Annotated in this window: 19 protein-coding genes; 9 read left to right on the top strand and 10 right to left on the bottom strand. The window is 64.8% G+C overall.

The genetic code is table 11. The features are described 5' to 3' along the window. The first annotated feature begins 22 nt into the window (after positions 1–22). Genes UP10_RS29305 through UP10_RS29320 form a run of 4 tightly spaced genes read left to right on the top strand, consistent with a single transcriptional unit; the run spans position 23 to position 3,231 of the window. A complete protein-coding gene (locus tag UP10_RS29305; protein WP_044590678.1) occupies positions 23–571 on the top strand; it encodes an NAD(P)H-dependent oxidoreductase in 549 nt (182 codons plus the stop codon). A gap of 54 nt (positions 572–625) precedes the next feature. After that, the gene (locus UP10_RS29310; RefSeq protein ID WP_044590679.1) at positions 626–1,429 is read left to right on the top strand and encodes an alpha/beta fold hydrolase; all 804 of its coding nucleotides are present in this window, start codon (positions 626–628) and stop codon (positions 1,427–1,429) included. A gap of 40 nt (positions 1,430–1,469) precedes the next feature. Continuing rightward, complete coding sequence (locus UP10_RS29315; protein ID WP_044590680.1) at positions 1,470–1,913, top strand: cupin domain-containing protein; 444 nt, start codon at positions 1,470–1,472, stop codon at positions 1,911–1,913. Between the two features lie 46 nt (positions 1,914–1,959). Then, a complete protein-coding gene (locus UP10_RS29320) occupies positions 1,960–3,231 on the top strand; it encodes an MFS transporter (protein WP_044590681.1) in 1,272 nt (423 codons plus the stop codon). Positions 3,232–3,246: 15 nt separating this feature from the next. Here the strand turns inward: UP10_RS29320 and UP10_RS29325 are convergent, their stop codons facing one another. The 5 genes from UP10_RS29325 to UP10_RS29345 all read right to left on the bottom strand — a co-directional run bounded on the left by UP10_RS29325 (position 3,247) and on the right by UP10_RS29345 (position 7,996). After that, on the bottom strand, positions 3,247–3,981 hold the full coding sequence (locus UP10_RS29325; protein WP_044590682.1) for an ABC transporter ATP-binding protein: 735 nt from the start codon (positions 3,979–3,981) through the stop codon (positions 3,247–3,249). Further along, the gene (locus UP10_RS29330) at positions 3,974–4,741 is read right to left on the bottom strand and encodes an ABC transporter ATP-binding protein (RefSeq protein WP_044590866.1); all 768 of its coding nucleotides are present in this window, start codon (positions 4,739–4,741) and stop codon (positions 3,974–3,976) included. The genes UP10_RS29325 and UP10_RS29330 overlap by 8 nt, the downstream gene beginning before the upstream one ends. 4 nt (positions 4,742–4,745) lie before the next feature. After that, positions 4,746–5,693, bottom strand: coding sequence for a branched-chain amino acid ABC transporter permease (locus UP10_RS29335; RefSeq protein ID WP_044590683.1), 948 nt, complete (start codon positions 5,691–5,693; stop codon positions 4,746–4,748). Beyond that, positions 5,690–6,607 carry a branched-chain amino acid ABC transporter permease gene (locus UP10_RS29340; protein WP_044590684.1) on the bottom strand — a complete coding sequence of 306 codons (918 nt, stop codon included), beginning with the start codon at positions 6,605–6,607 and terminating at the stop codon, positions 5,690–5,692. Before UP10_RS29340 ends, UP10_RS29335 begins: the two co-directional genes overlap by 4 nt. 204 nt (positions 6,608–6,811) lie before the next feature. After that, entirely contained in the window at positions 6,812–7,996 is a 1,185-nt protein-coding gene (locus UP10_RS29345; protein ID WP_044590685.1) for an ABC transporter substrate-binding protein, read from the bottom strand. 406 nt (positions 7,997–8,402) lie between these two features. Here UP10_RS29345 and UP10_RS29350 point away from each other — a divergent pair, with 406 nt between their 5' ends. Further along, positions 8,403–8,951: a hypothetical protein gene (locus tag UP10_RS29350; protein ID WP_044590867.1), complete on the top strand. Its 549-nt coding sequence runs from the start codon at positions 8,403–8,405 to the stop codon at positions 8,949–8,951. Positions 8,952–9,166: 215 nt separating this feature from the next. On the opposite strand, the gene UP10_RS29355 is transcribed toward UP10_RS29350, so the two are convergent. Then, on the bottom strand, positions 9,167–10,060 hold the full coding sequence (locus tag UP10_RS29355; protein ID WP_044590686.1) for a sigma-70 family RNA polymerase sigma factor: 894 nt from the start codon (positions 10,058–10,060) through the stop codon (positions 9,167–9,169). A 19-nt stretch (positions 10,061–10,079) separates the two neighbouring features. After that, positions 10,080–10,388 (bottom strand): hypothetical protein, encoded by a 309-nt coding sequence (locus tag UP10_RS29360; RefSeq protein WP_044590687.1) that lies wholly within the window; start codon positions 10,386–10,388, stop codon positions 10,080–10,082. Between the two features lie 168 nt (positions 10,389–10,556). On the opposite strand from UP10_RS29360, the gene UP10_RS29365 reads away from it, so the two are divergent. From UP10_RS29365 to UP10_RS29375, 3 genes are all read left to right on the top strand, one after another. Further along, a complete protein-coding gene (locus UP10_RS29365) occupies positions 10,557–11,963 on the top strand; it encodes a DHA2 family efflux MFS transporter permease subunit (RefSeq protein WP_044590688.1) in 1,407 nt (468 codons plus the stop codon). 120 nt (positions 11,964–12,083) lie between these two features. After that, positions 12,084–13,358, top strand: a complete 1,275-nt coding sequence (locus tag UP10_RS29370; RefSeq protein WP_044590689.1) for an NAD(P)/FAD-dependent oxidoreductase — start codon at positions 12,084–12,086, stop codon at positions 13,356–13,358. A 268-nt stretch (positions 13,359–13,626) separates the two neighbouring features. After that, positions 13,627–15,240 (top strand): tannase/feruloyl esterase family alpha/beta hydrolase, encoded by a 1,614-nt coding sequence (locus UP10_RS29375; RefSeq protein WP_044590868.1) that lies wholly within the window; start codon positions 13,627–13,629, stop codon positions 15,238–15,240. A gap of 133 nt (positions 15,241–15,373) precedes the next feature. On the opposite strand, the gene UP10_RS29380 is transcribed toward UP10_RS29375, so the two are convergent. Next, the gene (locus UP10_RS29380) at positions 15,374–16,585 is read right to left on the bottom strand and encodes an ABC transporter substrate-binding protein (RefSeq protein ID WP_044590690.1); all 1,212 of its coding nucleotides are present in this window, start codon (positions 16,583–16,585) and stop codon (positions 15,374–15,376) included. 37 nt (positions 16,586–16,622) lie between these two features. Then, a complete protein-coding gene (locus UP10_RS29385; protein WP_044590691.1) occupies positions 16,623–17,822 on the bottom strand; it encodes a cytochrome P450 in 1,200 nt (399 codons plus the stop codon). Positions 17,823–17,904: 82 nt separating this feature from the next. On the opposite strand from UP10_RS29385, the gene UP10_RS29390 reads away from it, so the two are divergent. After that, positions 17,905–18,426 (top strand): MarR family winged helix-turn-helix transcriptional regulator, encoded by a 522-nt coding sequence (locus tag UP10_RS29390; protein WP_044590692.1) that lies wholly within the window; start codon positions 17,905–17,907, stop codon positions 18,424–18,426. 176 nt (positions 18,427–18,602) lie between these two features. On the opposite strand, the gene UP10_RS29395 is transcribed toward UP10_RS29390, so the two are convergent. Further along, positions 18,603–20,414, bottom strand: a complete 1,812-nt coding sequence (locus tag UP10_RS29395) for a feruloyl-CoA synthase (RefSeq protein ID WP_044590693.1) — start codon at positions 20,412–20,414, stop codon at positions 18,603–18,605. Between the last annotated feature and the right edge of the window lie 32 nt (positions 20,415–20,446).

A 20,446-nucleotide genomic window follows, 5' to 3' on the forward strand; every position in this document is an offset into this window, starting at 1 on the left:
ATCGAGACATGAGGATGGCCACGTGACGAAGCCTCGCATCGTCGGCTTCTGCGGCAACACCTCGCGGCCGTCCAAGGCGCGCGCGCTGGTGGAAGCCGTCGGCGCCGAGTTGAGCGCAAGGCATCCGCTCACCTTCGAGGTTGTTGATCTGGTCGATGCCGGTTCCGGCATCGCCGCATTCAGCCGCACTACGCTCGATGACAACGCCCGCATTGTGATCGAGGCGATCGAGCGCGCCGATGGCCTTGTGATCGGCTGCCCCGTCTTCCAGGGCTCCTATCCGGGCCTGTTCAAGCATGTCTTCGACCTGATCGAGCCCAGCACCCTGCGCAATCGTCCCGTGGTGCTGACGGCCGTCGGCGGCGGGCTGCGCCACTCCCTGGTGGTGGAGCATCAGCTGCGCCCGCTGTTCGGCTTCTTCGAAGCCTGCACCGTGTCGACCGCAATCTACGCCAGCCGCGGCGAGCTCGCGCCCGGCGAAGCGCTCGCCCCGATGATCACCGCGCGAATCGCCAACGCGGCCGAACAGTTCGCCGCTCTCTTGAGGGGCCGTCGCGCCGACGCCGCATGAGTAACCTCGACACCCAGTGCCCGGCCCTGCGGCCTTCAACCGGAGACTTCGACCATGCTTGATGCTGCCGCCAAGGCTTTGCCTGACCTGACCGGCTTCACCCGTTCGGAACACGATATCAACGGCGCGCGGACGGTCGTTCACACCATCGGAAGCGGACCGGCGCTGGTGTTCCTGCACGGCACCGGCACCTTCACCGGCTTCGACATGGCGCGCGAATGGGCCGCCCGACACACCGTGATCATCCCCTACCATATCGGCTTCGGCGATTCCGGCGATGCAGATGCGATCGACACCGCCGAGGATCACGTCCTGCACTATATGGACCTGTTCGACCGAATGGGCCTCGACGGGTTCGACCTCGCCGGGTTTTCACTCGGCGGATGGCTCGCGGCCGAATTCGCGATCCGCCAACCGCAGCGGGTCCGCCGGCTCGTGCTGGTCGCCCCCGCCGGGCTCGTCGTCGCTAGCGCGCCGGCACCGGGACTGTTCGAGATCGCTCCTCAGGACCTTCCGTCCTACCTCGCGCACGATCCGGCGGCGGCACTGCGCTATTTCCCGCAAGCCCCCGATCCTGCATTCGACGCGCGGCTTGGACGCGAGGTCACAAGCTTCGCCAAGCTGATCCGCAACGAGCCGCAGGGCAACCCAAAGCTCGCGCATTGGCTGCATCGGATCGGCGCACCGACCCTAGTCCTGTGGGGCGCCGAGGATCGCCTGCGTCCGACCGCCCAGGCGCACGCCTGGATGGCCGGCCTTGCGGACGGACGTCTCGTTCTGGTGCCGGCGACCGGACACCTCGTGTTCGAAGAGACGCCGGCAGCCGCACGTCACGTCACCGATTTCCTCGCCGGCTGAGCCGGCCGATCCCAATCCCGCAACAACAGAGGACACCACCATGGGCGACATGCCTCCCGGCGTCACGGCAAGCAACGACGGCTTTGACGATATCGTTTGGAACATCCTGGGTCAGACCTACACCCTCAAGCAGCAATCCGAAGCCTCGATGGCCTGGCACGCCGTATTTCCGGATGGCACCTTCGTGCCGCCGCACGTCCATCCGACCCAGGACGAATTCGTCTACGTCCTGAGCGGCCGCTACGATTTGTCGCTCGACGGCAAGGATTTCGTCGCCAGGGCCGGCGACCTGGTCCGCATGCCCAAGGGATTGCCGCACGGAATCTTCAACCGATCGGGCGAGACCGCGACCAGCCTGTTCTGGGTGGCGCCGACGCGCTCGCTGAAGACGTTGTTCGCGCGCATCCACAATGTTCCGGACCCGCAGCAGGTTGTGCGCATCGCCGCCGAGCACGAGGTCAATTTCCTGCCGCCTCCCGCCTGATGTCGCGTTCACCTTCACCTGATCTCGATCCCCAAGAGGAGCAATCATGAGCTGGACCACCATTGCCGAGACCGATCGCCAGAGCATAGCACGCTGGCAAAAAGGGATGCTGATGCTCGCGATCCTGTGCGAGATCTTCCTCGCCGCGGACTGGTACGCGTTCGCCGCCGTGCTTCCCTTCGTATCCGAGACGCTCAAGCTCAATCCGGCCGAGGCCGGCCTCGCCCAGGGCATCTTCGCGCTCACCTATGGCGTCGGCATGGTGGTCTGGTCTCCGGTCAGCCGGTCGATGTCCGCACGCAACATGCTGCTGATCGGGCTCGCCGGCACCGGGCTCGGCATGGTGTTGCAGGTGTTCGTGCAGAGCTATCTCCAGCTCGTCGTGCTGCGGCTCGTGATCGGCTTCTTCGATGCCGGCATCTTCATCGGAAACATGAAGCTGATCTTCGGCTGGTTCCCGCAGAGCAGGCGCGGCTCCGTCGTCGGCTTGATCCTGGCAGCCTACAGCCTCGCCATCACCATGGATTTCGCACTCGGCATTCCGCTGACACTCGCCACCAGCTGGCGTACCTTCTTCGCCGTCCTCGCAATCGGTACGCTGAACGTCGCTGTCATCGACGCCCTTGTGGTGCGCAACGGTCCGCGCGAACTCGGCATCGCCAATTTCAACTGGGGCAACGAAGCGGCGCGCGAGGCGCTGCCGCTCGGCGAAATCTTCCGCTCGAAATGGATCGCCGTCGGCGGCTTCGGCATCGTGGCCTGCACGTTCGCGATCGCAGGCACCGCCACCTGGGTGGTCCCCGCCTTCATCACCGTCCAGCATATACCTCCGGAAGCCGGAGCCGTGATCGGCACCGTGATGGGTCTGTCCCAGGTGGTCTTCCTCGTGATCGGCGGCTACATGTCCGATCGGCTCGGGAAGCTCTTCATGATCAAGCTTACCGCCTTGCTGGCGTTCCTGACCGCGCTGATGTTTCTGTGGAGCGTCGTCACGCCGCTGCCGTTCTCCGCGCTGGTGCTGCTGGCCGCAATCAGCGGGATCGCCCTGCTGGGCGGCGGAGCGATTTTCGCGCTGCTGAGCGAGAAATATTCCGACGCGCTCGCCCCGGCCGCGATCGGCTATGCCGAAGTGTTCGGGATATTCTCGGCGTTTGTCGCGCCATGGTTGATGGGAGCCATCATCAACGCCTCCGGCGGTTCGTTCACCGGCGCCTTCGCCGCCTTTGCGATCATCGAGGCCATCATCGTCGCGCTGCTGATGATCCTCGCCCGGGATAAAATCGGCCAAACAGAGGTGATTGAAAGCCCTGCGGAATAGAATAACGAGCCCCGTTCAAATTCCTAAATAGCGGTGCTGCAGATCCGGCTCCGCGATCAGCTGCTCGCTGGTGCCGCTCCACACCGTCCGGCCGCGCTCGATGATGTAGTGGCGGTCGGCGATGCGGGAGAGGTTTCCGACGTTCTTGTCGATCACCAGCACCGACTGCCCCTGTGCCTTCAGCAACGACAGGCAGTTCCAGATCTCGTCGCGGATCAGCGGCGCGAGGCCTTCGGTGGCCTCGTCGAGGATCAGCAATTTCGGATTGGTCATCAGCGCGCGGCCGATCGCGAGCATCTGCTGCTCACCACCGGACAGCGTAACGCCCATATTGCTACCGCGCTCGGCGAGCCGCGGAAACAGCGCGTGGATTTTTTCGAGCGTCCAGGGATCACGGCTGCCGAGGCGATTGCCTGACGCGGCGACGAGGTTTTCCCGCACCGTCAGGTTTGGAAAGATCTGGCGCCCCTCTGGGACAAGCCCGATACCGAGTTTTGCGATTCTGTAGGACGGCAGGCCACGCACCTGCTCGCCGGCAAAGCGGATGGCGCCTGATCGCGCGGGGGTCAGGCCCATGATCGAGCGGATCGTCGTGGTCTTGCCCATGCCATTGCGGCCCATCAAGGCGACCATCTCGCCGGCCTTGATCTGCAATGACAGGCCGAACAGCACCTGGCTCAGACCGTAGCAAGTCTCGATCGCATCGACTTCAAGCAGGTTCTCGCCATCAGCCACTTCTGTTTCAGACATGGGTAACCACCACATGCTGATCGCCAAGATAGGCCCGCTTGACCTCGTCGTGCTTGCGGATCGCGTCGGGCACATCGCAGGCGATGACGCGGCCATAGACCAACACCGTGATGCGGTCGGCGAGCGCGAACACGGCTTCCATGTCGTGCTCGACCAGCACGATCGTCACTTCCATGCGCAACTCCTTGAGGAGCGCGACCATCCGCGCGGATTCGGTGACGCCGAGGCCCGCCATCGGCTCGTCGAGCAGCAGGAGCCGCGGCTTGGTGGCGAGCGCGACCGCAAGCTCGAGCTCGCGCTGCTCGCCATGGCTTAATTGCGACACCACGATATCGGCGCGTTGGCCGAGACCAACGCGCTCAAGCGCCGCGCGCGCGAGTTCGCGCAGGTGCTTCTCCTTGCGCGCATTGCCCCAGAAGCGGAAGGAGTGGCCGTCATGCGCCTGGGCGGCCAGCGCGACATTGTCGATCGCCGAAAAGTCCTTCAGCAGGGACGTGATCTGGAACGAGCGCGCCAGCCCGAGCCGGCTACGCTTGTAAGCCGGCAACCCGGTGACGTCGCGGCCGCCGAAATGGATGGTGCCGGAATTTGGCATCAACTGTCCGGTGAGCTGGCTGATCAGCGTGGTCTTGCCGGCGCCATTGGGGCCGATGATGGCGTGCAGCTCGCCCGGCACGACCTCCAGCGAGAGGTTGTCGGTCGCGGTGATGCCGCCGAAGCGGCGGACCAGATTGTCGACACGGAGCAAGGGATCAGGCAAGGAATCAGCCACGGCTCATCCTCCCAAGCAGGCCCATGATGCCGCCCCGCCCGAACAGCACGATCAGCAGCAGCACCGGACCCAGGATCAACCCGGAATATTCGGTGAACTGCGACAGCAACTCCTCGAGCAGGAGATAGACGATCGCGCCGATCACCGGACCGAACAGCGAGCCCATGCCGCCGAGGATCACCATCACCATCAGGTCACCGGAGCGGGTCCAGTCCATCACGGCGGGGCTGATGAAATCGGTGTTGTTGGCGAGCAGCGCGCCCGACAGTCCGCAGATCGTGCCTGCGATGACGAAGCAGACCAGGCGATAGCGGTTGGCCTGGAAGCCGATTGCCAGCATGCGCTGCTCGTTGGAGCGGACGCCCTGCACCACCAGACCGAAGCGGGAATTGACGATGCGCCAGATCAGATAGAGGCCGCCGAACAGGCAGCCGAGGCAGAGATAGTAAAACTGCGTACGGTCAGACAGGTTGATCAGGCCGGCGAAATCGCTGCGCTTGTAGATGGTGAGTCCGTCGTCGCCGCCATAACGCGACAGGCCGGAAGCGATGTAGAAGACCATCTTCGCAAACGCCAGCGTGATCATGATGAAGTAGACGCCGCGGGTGCGAAGCGAAAGCGCGCCGATCACGAGCGCGAACAACGCAGAGACCACGAGTGCCACCGGCCACTGGATGAAGCCGGAGCCGATGCCCTCGGCGGCGAGGATGCCGACCGCATAGCCGCCGACGCCGAGATAGGCGGCGTGGCCGAAACTCATCATGCCGCCATAGCCCATGATCAGGTTCAGGCTCGCAGCAGCCAGCGCGTAGATCACGATGCGGGTGAACAGCGTGAGAATGAAGATATTGCCCGTGACAGTCGAATAGACCGGCAGCAGGACCAAGGCGGCGCAGAGCAACGCCGCGACGGAATTGGAAACGTTAGGCTTGGGCATCATCGCTTGGCGGCCGGAAACAGCCCCTCCGGCCGGACCACGAGGATGATCGCCATCAAGAGGTAGATCAGCATCGAGGACAGCGCGGGTGCGGCGGTCGAGGCAGCAGCCCCGCTCAGCACCTTGCGCAGCAGGTCCGGCAGGAAGGCACGGCCCATCGTATCGATGACGCCGACGAAGATCGCCGCCAGGAATGCGCCGCGGATCGAGCCGATGCCGCCGATCACGATGATGACAAAGGCGAGGATCAGGATGTTCTCGCCCATGCCGATCTGCACGGTGAGGATCGGCGCCTGCATCAGCCCGGCCAGGCCGGCGAGCGCGGCGCCAAGGCCGAATACCAGCGTGAACAGCAGCTTGATGTTGATGCCGAGCGCACCGATCATCTCGCGGTTGGAGGCGCCGGCGCGGATCAGCATGCCCACGCGGGTGCGCATCACGACCAGATAGAGCAATGCGGCGACCGCCAGCGCGACGGCGATGATCATCAGCCGATAGGCCGGGTAGAACACGCCGGGGATGATCTCGACCGGCACGGTCAGCCAGAGTGGCAGCGGCAGCGCGAGGCCGGCCGGGCCCCAGATCAGCCGCACGGCATCGTTGAAGAACAGGATCAGGCCGAAGGTCGCCAGCACCTGGTCGAGATGGTCACGGCCATAGAGATGCCGGAGCGCGACATATTCCAGCGCGATGCCGAGCAGCAGCGTAGCGCCGAGCGCCAACAGGGCGCCGAGCACGAAGCTGCCGGTCCAGGCCACGAAGGTCGCCGCAAAATAGGCGCCCATCATGTAGAGCGAGCCATGCGCCAGATTGACGAAATCCATGATGCCGAACACCAGCGTCAGGCCGGCTGCGAGCAGGAACAGCAGCAGACCGAACTGCAGGCCGTTCAGGAGTTGTTCGACGACGAGATACATCGTGAGGCTACATCACCTTTAAACAAAACAGCGGCAGCATGCGCCGCCGCTTGCGGAGTATGTGTTCTCCCTCGCCCCGCTCTTCGCGGGGAGAGGGTTGGGGTGAGGGGCTCTCTCCACGAGTCGAATTCGCGGAGATGACCCGTCACCCGATTGCTTCGCAATCGACCTCTCCCCGCAAGAGCGGGGCGAGGTGACTTCCAATCACTTCATCGAACACTTGTCGTGGAAGCGGTCCTGGTCGTCCTTGACGATGGTCGCGACCGTCTTCAGCGAGAGCTGGCCGTCGCCGTCCTTGACCACGTCCTGCAGATAGAAGTTCTGGATTGGGATGTGGTTGCTGCCGTACTTGAACGGGCCGCGCAGCGACTTGAAGTTGGCCTTCTCCATCTCGGCCTTCATCTCGTCCTTCTTGGTGAGGTCGCCCTTCACCGCGATGACTGCGCTGTTGATGAGCTGGGCGGCGTCATAGGCCTGGGCGCCGTAATAGGTCGGGCGCAGGCCGGTGTACTTCTTGCGGTAATCCTCGACGAACTTCTTGTTCTCGGCGTTCGGCAAATCGTTGACCCATTCCTGCGCGCCAGGGATGCCGATCGCGTTGTCCTTCTGCAGCGGCAGCGACAATTCGTCGACGGTGAACGCGGTGTAGAGCGGGATCTGCGCCTTGATGCCGGCCTGGGCGTACTGGTTCAGGAACTGGACGCCGGCCGCGCCCGGATAGAACACGAAGATCGACTCGGCCTTGGAGTTGCGCGCTTTCGACAGCTCGGCGGAGAAGTCGAGCTGGCTCGGCCACACCGTGTATTCCTCGCCGACCACCTCACCCTTGAAGGTGCTCTTCAGCCCGGCGAGCATGTCCTTGCCGGCGGCGTAGTTCGGGCCGATCAGGAACACCGACTTGACGCCCTTCTGGTTCATGTAGAGGCCCATCGCGGCGGGCGTCTGGTCGTTCTGCCAGGAAGTCGAGAAGGTGTAGGGCGAGCACAGCTCGCCGGCGAGCTGCGACGGACCGGCATTGGCCGAGATCAGGAAGGTCTTCGAGTCGGCCGCGGTCTTCAGCGACGCCAGCAGCACGTTCGACCAGATATAGCCGACGATGAAATCGACCTTGTCGGACTGCACCAGCTTCTCGGTCTTCTGCTTGCCGACATCGGGCTTCTGCTGGTCGTCCTCATAGATCACCTCGACCGGCTTGCCGTCGATCTTGCGGCCCAGATGGTCGAGCGCGAGCTCGAAGGAATTGCGCATATCGTTGCCGATCACCGCAGTCGGGCCGCTGAAGGTCGAGACAAACCCGATCTTGATGCTGTCAGCCGCCGTCGCGGGCTGCGCCAGCGCCAGAGCCGAAACCACGGCCATGGCGCTTGCCAGCCAAAATGCCTTTTTCATAGTCACTCCCCTCCTCAGCAAAGTCCCGCCAGCCCGCGAACCCGGCCTGGCTCCGCGCTTTGCGCGCGCCGTTTTCAGTGACGTGTTTTGTGCGCGATATCGCAAGTCTGCAGCAAGCATGAACCGACGCCCCGGCTTTAGAACCTTCGGCGCATACCCCAGCACCTTGCACCATAATTCGTCTAAACCGGCCGTGGCAAGAAATATAATGCCGGTTGCGTAGGCAACTATTGTCGCAGGCATCTGCCCGAAGAACCCAAATCCCAAAACCCCAAGCCTTTGGCGCACCGCAGCAGGATTTACGCATTCGGTAAAGCAACCGGAAACCACGCGCCGACACGCCGGCCAACGCTTCATGGTCTCGAAAGCACTGGCGGGCGAAGCTCGGCCGAAAGGGAAGCGTCACATGTTGGGTTACCTGTTCGGCTTCAACGCCCGGATCGGCCGGCTGACCTTCGTGGTCGGCACCTTCGGGCTCTGCATCGGCTTTGCGTTGATTCTCGCGGCGATCATCGGCAGCTTGCCGCGAAACCATGATGTGCTGCTGGCCCAGGCCGCGAACAGTCCGCAAATCGTCATCGCCTTCTTTGCCATCCTCGCCATCAACTTTATGCTGCAGTCGATGCGCATCCGCGACATCGGCTGGGATCCGGTCTGCGTGATGGTGGGGTGGGTCGCACTGGTCGTGATCGACTACGTCGTCGCCGGCAAATTCCCCGAATATGCGCTGACCTATCAGCACACCGGCACGGTGGTCGGCGCGCTGGTCAATGCCGGGCTGACGCTCGCTTTGTTCTTCTGGCCGGGCGGGTATTCCGAAGACGCGCCGGCGCAGCCGCGCGGCCGTAGCGGGACATCCGATGGCGCCTGGCGCAAGCCCACCGCGCCACCGGCCGCAGCCACCAACCGCATCGCGCGCGTGACCAACGGCGAATTCGGCGGACGGACGCGGTAGCTGATCTTTCAAGCGCTCCCGCTCTCGGCTGTCGTCGCCCGCGAAAACGGGCGATCCAGTATTCCAGAGACATTCGTGCTTGAGCTGATGGGCCGCGGCGTCCTGGGTCGCCCGCTCCTGTGCGCAATTGCGCACAGGCCGGGCGATGACATCTGTGGATGGGACGCAGCTTCGCATTCTCGCGACATGCGAGCCCGGAATGACGAGAGTGGTGTTTACCCTCGATCCACCACGCACTCCGCGCCATCGATGGCATACGCCGCATGGCGGAAATCCCTGATCGTCGCGACCTTGTCGGCGGACCAGTTCAGCAGCATGAAATATTTCGGCCGGTCCGGCTCATTCGGATCGAACACCAGAATCGCTGGACGTCCGTCGACCTGCCCGGCCACCAGGCGCCAGTCATCGATCTTCGAATAATTGCCGAAATAGGTCGACACTTCAGCCTTGCCGTTCAGCCTGGTCCGGTTGACGAGTTCGAGCCTGATGTCGTCGGCGATCATCGCCCTGATCGCGTCGAAGTCGCGGGCGTTGAAATGGCTGACATAGGCATTCAACCTGAGACGGTCCGCGTCCGACAGCCCGGGCCACGGCGCATCGTCAGGCTCGCGAGCGAATTCGCGTAGCTGCGTACGCCCGCGATGCAACGCGGCCTTCACCGCGGGCAGGCCGAAATCCATGATGCCGCAGACTTCCGCAAGCGAGCAACCGAGCACGTCCATCAGGATCACGCTGGAGCGCTGCGCCACCGGCAGGCGCATGAAAGTGCGCAGGCTGGTCGCGGCGATCTGGCGGCTTTCCACGTCGTCAAGCCGGTCGGCAATCATCTCCACCTCCTCAGCCGAACGCAGCGCCTCCAGCCGGTTGCGGCGACGCAGGAAATCAAGCGCGGTATTGTGCGCGATGCGGAACAGCCAGGCTTGCGGGTTCTGGATCGGCGCAGCGGAAGCGAATGCTTCCACTGCCTTGATCAGCGCATCCTGCAGCACGTCCTCGCCGTCGATGACCGAGCCGACCATGCGCGCACAGTAGCGATGCAGTCCTGGCCGCGTCGCTGCCAGCAATGCGTCGATATCGGTCGCCGCCGGCGGATCAGGAAGTGGAGTCATCGTTCCTCGCCCGGTCTGTTCAGGTCTCGTCCAGCATCCGATAATTGCCGACGATACCGACCGCCCGAACCAGCGGCGGCTCGACGCAACGGTCGCGAATGCCGTCCTGGAACACCTGAAACGCTTTGAGCTTCGGGATCGGGCTCGAGCCGTCCTCGGACGCAGCCTCGACGAAGTGCAGGAACGTATCATCTTCCAGGCGCAGCGTCAGGTAACGAACGCCGTCCGGCTTTGCCGCGTTCAGCTCGGCAAAGACCGCCGCCACCAGCTCGGCATTCGTGTCCGCCATCTCCGGTCGGGTTTTGTACCTGATCAGGGTCCGTCTCATGGGTCTCTCCTTGGGAACAAAAGGTTGTCGTCCCCCCAAGGACGTTTGCCGGCCGCCAAAGGATGCGGCCCGGCAAAGATATTTTCGTGGCCGCATCCTTTGGCTCTCTCGCCTCGTCTTGCCGGCAAGGCGCGCCGCAACAGGGTGGCGCGACAAGGGAGACCAACCATGCAGATCCCCGACAATCGCGCCGAACAGCGCTGGGTGCTCGGCATCACCGCACTTGCATCCTTCATGATGGCGCTGGACACCATGATCATCACGACGGCATTCGCGACCATCCGCGCCGAGCTCAGTAGCCCGCTGCAAACGCTGCAATGGACCGTCAACGCCTTCAACCTGACTTTTGCCGTGCTGCTGCTGACCGGCGCCGCGCTCGGCGACCGCTTTGGGCGCCGCAGGATGTTCGCGGCCGGGATCGCCCTGTTCGTGATGGCTTCCGCGGCCTGCGCACTGGCCGGCAACGCCGGTGCGCTGATCGCCGCCCGTGCGCTGCAAGGCGCCGGCGCGGCGCTGGTGATGCCGCTGGCGATGGCGATCCTGAGCGGCGCCTCCGGCCGCGAGGACCGCGCCCGCGCGCTCGGCATTTTCAGCGGCATTACCGGATGCGCGCTGATCATCGGCCCCGCGATCGGCGGCTTCATCACCGAACATCTCGGCTGGCGCTGGATCTTCTGGATCAACCTGCCGATCGGCCTGGTCGCGATCGCGCTAGTGCGGGCGCGCTTGCGCGAAAGCTTCGGCCCGGCCGCACCGCTGGATATCACCGGGTTGTTGCTCGTCGCCCTCGCCGCGCTGGCGCTGGTCTGGAGCCTGTTGCGCGGCAACGCCGTCGGATGGGCCAGCGCAGAAGTGATCGGCACGCTGATCGCCGGCCTCGCGTTCACGGCCGGCTTCGTGCTGTGGGAGCTGCGCGCCGCAGCACCAATGGTGCCGCTACGGCTGTTCGCCTCGCGGCCGTTCGCGGCAGGCATCGCCGCGAGCGTGCTGTTCTATGCCGCGATGTATGGCGTGCTGTTCCTGCTGCCGCAGTTCCTGCAGATCACGCTGGGGTTCGACCCGTTCGGTGCCGGACTTCGGCTGTTGCCCTGGACCGCGACGCTGTTCGTTACCGCACCGATCGCCGGCGCTGTCGTCAACCGCTTCGGCGAGCGGCCGCTGGTCGTGACCGGCCTGCTGATGCAGGCGATCGGGCTCGGCTGGATCGCCGAGATCGTGAGCCCCTCGGTGCCCTACTCCGCGTTGGTCGTGCCGCTGGTGCTCGCCGGGGTCGGCGTGTCGATGGCGATGCCGGCGGCGCAGAATGCCGTCCTCGGTTCAGTGCCGGTCACTGAAATGGGCAAGGCGTCGGGCATCTTTAACATGGGCCGCTTCCTTGGCGGGATGTTCGGCGTCGCGGCGCTGGTGGCGAGCTTTTCGGCCGATGGCGCGGCGGACTCCGCCATTCATTTCACCAGCGGATTTGCCGCGGCGATGAGCCTTGCCGCGACGCTGTCGTTCGCCGGTGCGATCGCCGGATTGCTCCTGCCGGCGCGACGCCGCGCGACCGTTGCAACCGTGCCGCAGGATGCGTGACGATAGCGCTTCGCTATCGACCGATCGGGTAATTCGTCTTGGAATATTCGTCTTGGAATGGACGCGCGAATGACTACATAATCAGGCGACGAAGCCATTCGAAACCGAGGGCGACATCGCATGACGCAAGCACCGGCCAAACCCCATCGCGTGGTGATCGTCGGTGCCGGCTTCGGCGGACTCGAGGCCGCATTCGGGCTGTCAGGCGCGCCGGTCGAGATCACCCTGATCGACCGTCGCAACCACCATCTGTTCCAACCGCTGCTCTATCAGGTCGCGACAGCGTCACTCGCGACCAGCGAGATCGCCTGGCCGATCCGCTATTTGCTGCGCGACCGCCCCGATGTGACCACCTTGTTTGCCAATGCCTGCGGCGTCGATGCAGCCGGCAAGCACGTGCTGATCGATGACGGCGACAGCATTCCCTTTGACACGCTGATCCTCGCCACCGGCGCACGCCACGCCTATTTCGGCCATGACGAATGGGAGCCGTTCGCGCCCGGGCTGAAGACCCTGGAGGACGCCACCACGCTGCGGCGGCGCATCCTGGTTGCCTTCGAGCACGCCGAGCGCGAGACCGATCCGGAGATCCGCGCGGCACTGTTGACCTTCGTCGTAATCGGCGCCGGCCCAACCGGCGTCGAGATGGCCGGCACCATCGCCGACCTCGCCAATGACACGCTGCCGCGCGACTTCCGCCACATCGACACCCGCAAGGCGCGCGTCGTGCTGATCGAGGCCGGCCCGCGAGTGCTGGCCGGCTTTCCCGACGATCTCTCGGCCTATGCGCAGCGCTCGCTGCAAAGCCTCGGCATCGAGGTGATGCTCGGCGAGCCCGTCACCGAATGCTCTGCCGACGGCGTGGTCTATGGCGGCAAGCGGTTGGAGGCTCGCACCATCGTCTGGGCCGCCGGCGTCCAGGCCTCGCGCGCGGCCGAATGGCTGAATGCGCCGGCCGACCGCGCCCAGCGGCTGCAGGTCGAGCCTGATCTCACCGTGCCCGGCCATCCCGATATCTTCGCGGTCGGCGACACCGTCACGATCAAGGATTCCGACGGCAATCCGGTGCCTGGCATCGCGCCGGCGGCGAAGCAGGAGGGACGTTATGTGGCAGCCCAGATCAAGGCGCGGCTCAAGGGCGAAACCCTGCCGCCGTTCCGCTACAAGCATGCCGGCAGCCTCGCGCAGATCGGCAAGCGGCTCGCAGTGATCGACTTCGGCAAGTTCAAGCTGCGCGGCACCATCGCCTGGTGGATCTGGGGTATCGCTCACATCTACTTCCTGATCGGCCTGCGCAACCGCCTCAGCGTCGCACTGAGCTGGATGTGGATCCACGCCCGCAACCAGCGCGCGGCCCGGCTGATCACGCAAGGCAGCAGCAAGGTGGACAAGTAGAGGCGCGCTTCGGCGATACGCGCATTCAGTCTGCGTCATTGCGGGGAGCGATAGCGACGAAGCAATCCATCCTTCCGCGTATGCGGCACGATGGATTGCTTCGCTTCGCTCGCAATGACGGGATAGGTTGTAACTCAATCTCGACCACCGACCATTGTGTACCGCCGCTTCGCGTGAAATACTTGCCGTAGCAACAATCTTCCCTGGGAGGGAAACAATGCAGATCGACGCGCGCGCCATCGCGCTGGCGGCTTCGCTTGTCACGCTGATGTCATTCTCTGGCGATGCCGTGGCATCGGAAATGGTCGGCGATCCCGCGGCGACCTGCAGCGGGCTGGCCGGCCCGGCCGACGGTGCAGTCACAATCGGTAGCGCCACATTACAGGCGCCAACGCCGCTCACTGTGATGGAGAAGTCGGCGACGCCGGCCGGACGCATCGTCCCGGCCAATCCCGCCTTCTGCAAGGTGCTCGGGCATATCGCCGCGACCGATCCTGCAGCGCCGCCGATCAAATTCGAGGTCAATTTGCCGGTCGAGTGGAACGGCCGCTCGGTGCAATATGGCGGCGGCGGCTTCAACGGCGTGCTGATCACCGGCCTTTCGCTGCCGCCGGCCTATCCGTTCGGCAAGGCCGCGCCGCTGGCGCTGGGCTTTACGACCTACGGTACGGACTCCGGCCATGAGTCCAAACCCGGCGAGCCGCCGCAACTATTCGCGCTCAACGACGAGGCGTTCGAGAATTTTGCACACAAGGCCTACAAGAAGGTCCGCGATGCGGCGCGAGCGCTGATGGTGCGCGCCTACGGCAATCCGCCGGCCAAGATGTACTTCATGGGATCGTCGGAAGGTGGCCGCGAGGCACTGACCATGGCGCAGCGTTACCCCGAGGATTTCGACGGCATTTTGGCGCGCGTGCCTGTGATCAACTGGGTCGGCCTGCAGCATGCCGGCACCCGCTCGGGCGTCGCAACGATCGGCGACGGCTGGATCCGCCCCGCGCAGGTAAAGCTTGTCGCCGATGCGGTGCTGAAAGCCTGCGACAAGGATGACGGCTCCGACGACGCCCTGGTGCAGAATCCGGTCGGCTGCAAGGCGCAGTTCAAGCCGGAGACGCTGCGCTGCGCCGCGGGCCAGAGCGGCGACGATTGCCTGACCGACAAGCAGATCGCGGCGATCGATACCTTGCATTCGACCTACAAGTTCCCGTTCCCAGTCGCCAACGGGCTCGACGACTATCCGGGCTGGGGCGTCTCAGGCGAGAACACGCCGGCCTTTGGCCCGACCGGCGGCTGGATCGCCTGGTGGCTCGGCACCTCGGCACCGGCGCAGCCGCCGGCCCCGACCAACGGCATCGCCTGGATCTATGGCGCCGGCGGGATTCAGTATGTGTTCGCGCGTGATCCAAAGCTCGATGTCACGACCTACAAGCCGGAGGACCACAAGGAACGCGTGCTGCAGGTCTCCGCGCTGATGGATTCGACCGATCCGGACCTCAGCCGCTTCCATGCCCACGGCGGCAAGCTGGTGATCCTCGAGCACATGGCCGACTACGCGCAAAGCCCTTATGCCGGCATCCGCTATTTCGAAAACGTCGAGAAGACGCTCGGCAAGGACAAGACGGCAGAGTTCGCGCGGCTCTACACCGCGCCCGGCGTCGACCACGTCGGCTCCGGCGCGCCGGCCAATGTCGACATGCTCGCGGTGCTGGTCGACTGGGTCGAGAACGGCAAGGCGCCCGGCGATCTCGAAGTCGTCGAGCAGAAAGTCGCGGCGCCGGACTTCGCCCCACTGCGCGCACTGCCGTTGTGCCGCTGGCCAGCCTGGCCGCATTACAAGGCGGGGCCGGTGACAGGCGCGGTGAGTTTTACCTGCGCGCCTTAGGATCGAGGCGCATGGAGGACCGTAGGGTGGGCAAAGGCGCGCTTGCGCCGTGCCCACCATTTCTGCGGTGATCGAAGTGGTGGGCACGCTGCGCTTTGCCCACTCTACGGCATCTGCGTACGCGGCAACAACGTCACTTCACCAGCGCGCATCCGCCATCCGCGAGCGGGCGGAACGCCTGGTCGGCCGGGATGGTCGCGATCAGCTTGTAATAGTCGTACGCGTATTTCGACTCCTCCGGCTTTTTCACCTCGAACAGATACATCGGATGGATGACGCGGCCGTCCTGGCGGATGGTGACGTCGCCGAACAGTTTGTCGGCCCCCTTGAAGGTCTTCATCTGCGGCACCACCGCCTTGGCGTCGTCGCTGCCGGTGGCGGCGACGGCGTTAAGATAGGCGAGCGTGGAAGCGTAGACGCCGGCCTGGTTGCCGCTCGGCATCTTGCCGTTCATGCCGGGACGCGCGGCAAAGCGCTTGGCAAACGCGCGCGTGTCGTCATTCATGTCCCAGTAGAACGCCTCGAGCAGTTGCAGGCCCTGCGCGACCTTCAGGCCCATGCCGTGGACGTCGTTGACGAACAGCAGGAACGCCACCAGGGTCTGGCCGCCCTGCTGGATGCCGAACTCGGCGGCCTGCTTCACGGTGTTGATGGTGTCGCCGCCGGCATTGGCGAGCCCGATCACTTTTGCTTTCGAGTTCTGCGCTTGCAGCAGGAAGGAAGCGAAGTCGGAGGTGCCGAGCGGATGCTTGCTCGAACCCAAGACCTTGCCGCCGTGCTTCTCGATGTAGTTGGTCGCTTCTGCCTCGATGCCCTTGCCGAGCGCGTAGTCGACCGTGACGAAATACCAGTCCTTGCCGCCGCGCTGCATCATCGCCGCCGCAGTGGTGTTGCCGGTCGCCCAAGCGTCGTTGACCCACTGAATGGTGTTGGGCGAGCAGGCCTTGCCGGTGAGATCGGAGCTTGCGGTCGAGGACGCCAGGAACGTCATCCTGGAATCGCGCAGGAGGGAGTTGATGGCGAGCCCGACAGCCGAGTTCGGCACGTCGACGATGGCATCGACGCCGTCGACGTCAAGCCATTTGCGCGCGATCGCCGAGCCGACGTCGGCCTTGTTCTGGTGATCGGCATAGACGATCTCGACCTTGATGCCCTTGCCGCCGCCGTTGAAATCCTCCGCGGCCATCCGCGCGGCCTCGACCGAGCCCAGGCCGTTGGTGTCCTGGAAGATGCCGGAGATGTCGTTGAGCACGCCGACCCGCACCACCTCGCCGGATATCTGCGCATGCGCCACGCCGGCCGCGCAGGACAGTGCCAGCGCCAGAGCCAACCCAAAGCCCCTCATCGTATTTCCCCTCTTGTGTTGTTCGTGAGCCAGCCTGTCAGGCCGGCGTGATCTCGATTGGCAGGTTGTTGAGCCCACGCAGCGTATTGTTGAAGAGGCGCCTTGGCTCGCCGGTGATTTCGATCTTGGCGACGCGCCGCGCCAGCGCCGCCATCATCACCTCACCTTCGAGGCGTGCAACGAGTTGGCCGACACACATGTGGATGCCGGAGCCGTAGCCGACATGGCCGGAGGTGCGGCGGGTGATGTCGTAAGTATCGGGCTGGTCCCAGCGGCGCGGATCGCGGTTGGCGGCGGCGAGGAACATCAAGACCTTCTCGCCTTCGGGGATCGTGGCGCCGCTGAGTTCGACGTCGCGTGTGGTGGTGCGGAAGAAGGTCTGGACCGGGCTTTCGAACCGCACGGCTTCCTCAAAGGCGTTGCGCGCCAGCGTCGGGTCAGCGCGCAGCTTCTGGAACTGGTCGGGGAAGCGCGCGAGGCAATAGACCGCGGCGCCGATCCCGTTGACGGTGGTATCGAGACCCGCCGACAGCAGTGAGCGCACCAGCAGCGGCGCCTCGGTCGCGGTGATGGCGCCGTTATCGACGTGGGCGTGGATGCAGGCGCCGATGCCATCAGGGGTGAGATTGTCGCGCTGGCACTGCTCCGCAATATAGGCCTGGTGCGGCGCCGAACGCTCGATTGCCTCCTTGCGCAGCTGATTCGGTGGGCCGAAGGCGTTGAACACCAGGCTCGCGTAAGGCAGCAGATGCTCGCGGCCCTCCGACCTCAAGCCCAACGCATCCGGGAAGATCGACAGCGGATAGGCTTCGGCGAGGTCCTCGATCGCATCAAAACTGCGCTTCTCGAGCAGGGCATCGACGCGGGCCTCGGCGGCGACGGCAAAGCGCCCGCGAAGCTGCTTCATCACGGTCGCCGACAGCACCGTGCTCAGCACCGTGCGGGTGCGGCCATGGGCGGGCGGATCGGCCTCCAGGATCAGGCTCGGCGGCCGCCACGGCTTCTCCTTGGCGAAGTCGCTCAGGCCGACGCCGCGGCTGGAGCAGAACGTCGCGGGATCGTTCAGCACCGCATGGACCTCGGCATAGCGGGCCACGCCGTAGACGTTCCATTTGTCGAGATAGACCACCGGCCCTACCTCGCGCAGCCGCTCATGGGTCGGGAACGGGTCGGCGAAGAACTCCATCGCAAAGGGGTCGACGTCGAGATGCGGGACGGACGTGCCGGATGCTGTCATCGAGACCTCCCGAGGTTTGATCTTGTCAAGACGGGCCGCATGTCTATTGCTCCCGGACCATTTCACAGCGATGATTTGAGAGATGAGTACGCCACTCCCCCGAAAGCCACGCCGGCCCAGACCGGCCGATCCCGCAGATGCCGCCAGCGGCCTGCTGCTCGACCTCGATCGCTACGTGCCGGCGTTCATCACCTTCATCGGCAACAAGCTGTCGAACAGCGCCACCGCCTTTTACCAGAAGAATTTCGGCGTCAACGTCACCGAATGGCGGATCATATCGCAGCTTGCGATCGAGCCCGGCATTCCGGCCTCGCGGATCTGCCACGTCATCGGCTTCGACAAGGGGCCGGTCAGCCGCAACCTCGCGGCGCTGCAAAAGCGCGGCCTGCTGGCGATCCGCACTGCACCCGACGACGGCCGCACCCATTCGATCACGCTGACCGCCCGCGGCCGCGCCGTCCACGACAGGGTGATCGTCGCCGCGCTGGATCGCGAGCGGCGGCTGCTGGCCTGCCTGAAAAAGGACGAGCGCGAGGTGCTGATCGACCTGCTGCGCCGGCTGCACGAAAATCTCGGCGCCGTGACCGGGCAAAGCACGAGCTGACGACGGCGCCCCGGCGCTGGCGGCCGTTCGCATTGCCCGCATTGCGCAGCAATCCATTGTCCCTCCCGACAGGCGAGCCGTTGACCGGCTCATCCCTTGGCTTTCTAAAAACGCTCGCACAAATTAGTTGCCTTAGCAACAAATAAAACGGCTGACGGCTGCGGCGACGGTCGCGTTCAGCCGCCGCCGATCATGTCAGGATGGCTGCCGCGATGCAGCGCCTCGACGAGCTCGGCGCGGCGCTCGCGGATCAGCCGGGCATTCAACGACCCCTTCTCGGTGATTTCCCCGGAATCGAAACTCGGCGGCTGTCGCATGATGATGGCGCGCGCGACGCATTGCGACGCGCCTGTCACCCCCTGGTTGAGACGAAGCAGCGCCGCGGCAAGTTTGCCACGATAGGCGGGGTCGTCAGGATCGTGGCCGGCGGCGCATAACAGCAACAGCCCGACGTCGTCGCGATCGGCGCCGGTCACCACGACATCATTGATCAGGCCCGCCATCGCGGCGTGCGCGCGCAGCCTGATCGCGGCGGCATCGACCCAGGTTCCGGTCAAGAGCTTGAAATCTTCCGTCGTCCGTCCGTCGAACATCACCCCCTGCGTGGCATCGTCGGGATCGGCGAGAATGACGGCGTCGCCGGTGCGGAAATATCCCTCCTCGTCGAACGCCGCCGCGGTAGCCTCCGGCGCGTTCCAGTAACCGTCCATCACGTTCGGCCCGCGGACGCGCGCCTCGAGCTTGCCCTGGTGCGGCACCAGTTTCAACGCGAGCCCCGGCATCGGAATCCCGATATTGCCCGGCGCCAGCACGGCGCGGTTGATCATGGTGATCGACGGCGCGGTTTCGGTCAGTCCCCAGCTCGTGGTCATCGGAATGACGCGGCCGCTGGCGCGCTGTCCGATCGTCACCAGGTCCTGCCACAGCGGCGCCGGCAGGCTGGCGCCGGCGTAGAACATCAGCGCGAGATCGCCGAAGAAGCTTTGCCGAACCTCGGCATCGCTCTCGAGCACCGCAAGCAGCAGCTCGTAGCCTCTCGGAACGTTCCAGTACAGCGTCGGCCTGACCTCGCGGAGATTGCGGATCGTCCGCGCAAACTCGCCGGGGATCGGCTTGCCGTCGTCGATGTAGAGCGTGCCGCCATAGCGGAGCACGGTGTTGAAGCTGAACGAGCCGCCAAACACATGGCTCCAGGGCAGCCAATCGAGGATGACAGGCGTGTGATCGCGCAGGAACGGCCACATCACGGCGATCTGCGATTGCGACGTGCACATCATCCGGTGCGTGGTCGGCACGCCCTTCGGCATGCCGGTCGAGCCCGAGGTGAAGAGAATTTTTGCAACCGTTTGCGATGGCAGCTCGCGGGCGCGATGCAACACCGCCGCATCGGCCGGATCGGCCAGCAGCGACTGCAGCGCCGTCGCGCCGGCGATCTCCGCGTGCCCCTCGCCCAGCACGATCGCGCGGCCCTTCATCTCGTCGATTGCCAATGCGCGCGCGAACGGCGCCGCCTCGGCAGCAAAAACCAGTCCGGGATCGAGACTCCGCAGGATCGCACGGAGCTTGCCGAAATCGCCGCTCATGGTGGAATAAGCGACCGACAGCGGCGCATAGGGAATGCCGGCCATCATCGCCCCCAGCGCGACCAGCTGGTGCGCAATGCTGTTGCCGGAGAGGATCAGGATCGGACGGGACGGCCCCAGCTCTCGCGCCGCGAAGGCTGTCGCGAGCCGCGTTGCCGCCTCATGGGCGTCGCCATAGCTGATGGTCCGCCAGGCCCGGCCATCTGTGGTTCGTTCCGCGAGAAAGGTCTGGTCCGGGCGCGCCTCTGCCCATTCGCGGAGATAATTGTGCAGCAGCGCATCCGTCGGCACGAACGGCACCTCGGTGCGAAGCACAAGGGCGCCGTCGGGACGCCGCTCGACGCTGACATCGGCATCGAGAAAGCTGAGCTCGAGGGCCGGCTGTACCACCGCGGGGTCTGGCATGACGGAGCCTCCGATCGGACTGCAGCACAAGC

This window comes from Bradyrhizobium sp. LTSPM299 (assembly GCF_000938235.1).
In the GTDB taxonomy this organism is placed as follows: domain Bacteria; phylum Pseudomonadota; class Alphaproteobacteria; order Rhizobiales; family Xanthobacteraceae; genus Bradyrhizobium.

Coding starts and splice junctions, on each gene's coding strand:
- UP10_RS29375 (WP_044590868.1), top strand. CDS start 13,627: ATGTCATTCTCTGGCGATGCCGTGGCATCGGAAATGGTCGGCGATCCC.
- UP10_RS29370 (WP_044590689.1), top strand. CDS start 12,084: ATGACGCAAGCACCGGCCAAACCCCATCGCGTGGTGATCGTCGGTGCC.
- UP10_RS29315 (WP_044590680.1), top strand. CDS start 1,470: ATGGGCGACATGCCTCCCGGCGTCACGGCAAGCAACGACGGCTTTGAC.
- UP10_RS29345 (WP_044590685.1), bottom strand. CDS start 7,996: ATGAAAAAGGCATTTTGGCTGGCAAGCGCCATGGCCGTGGTTTCGGCT.
- UP10_RS29320 (WP_044590681.1), top strand. CDS start 1,960: ATGAGCTGGACCACCATTGCCGAGACCGATCGCCAGAGCATAGCACGC.
- UP10_RS29355 (WP_044590686.1), bottom strand. CDS start 10,060: ATGACTCCACTTCCTGATCCGCCGGCGGCGACCGATATCGACGCATTG.
- UP10_RS29380 (WP_044590690.1), bottom strand. CDS start 16,585: ATGAGGGGCTTTGGGTTGGCTCTGGCGCTGGCACTGTCCTGCGCGGCC.
- UP10_RS29395 (WP_044590693.1), bottom strand. CDS start 20,414: ATGCCAGACCCCGCGGTGGTACAGCCGGCCCTCGAGCTCAGCTTTCTC.
- UP10_RS29340 (WP_044590684.1), bottom strand. CDS start 6,607: ATGTATCTCGTCGTCGAACAACTCCTGAACGGCCTGCAGTTCGGTCTG.
- UP10_RS29385 (WP_044590691.1), bottom strand. CDS start 17,822: ATGACAGCATCCGGCACGTCCGTCCCGCATCTCGACGTCGACCCCTTT.
- UP10_RS29360 (WP_044590687.1), bottom strand. CDS start 10,388: ATGAGACGGACCCTGATCAGGTACAAAACCCGACCGGAGATGGCGGAC.
- UP10_RS29325 (WP_044590682.1), bottom strand. CDS start 3,981: ATGTCTGAAACAGAAGTGGCTGATGGCGAGAACCTGCTTGAAGTCGAT.
- UP10_RS29310 (WP_044590679.1), top strand. CDS start 626: ATGCTTGATGCTGCCGCCAAGGCTTTGCCTGACCTGACCGGCTTCACC.
- UP10_RS29335 (WP_044590683.1), bottom strand. CDS start 5,693: ATGATGCCCAAGCCTAACGTTTCCAATTCCGTCGCGGCGTTGCTCTGC.
- UP10_RS29365 (WP_044590688.1), top strand. CDS start 10,557: ATGCAGATCCCCGACAATCGCGCCGAACAGCGCTGGGTGCTCGGCATC.
- UP10_RS29350 (WP_044590867.1), top strand. CDS start 8,403: ATGTTGGGTTACCTGTTCGGCTTCAACGCCCGGATCGGCCGGCTGACC.
- UP10_RS29390 (WP_044590692.1), top strand. CDS start 17,905: ATGAGTACGCCACTCCCCCGAAAGCCACGCCGGCCCAGACCGGCCGAT.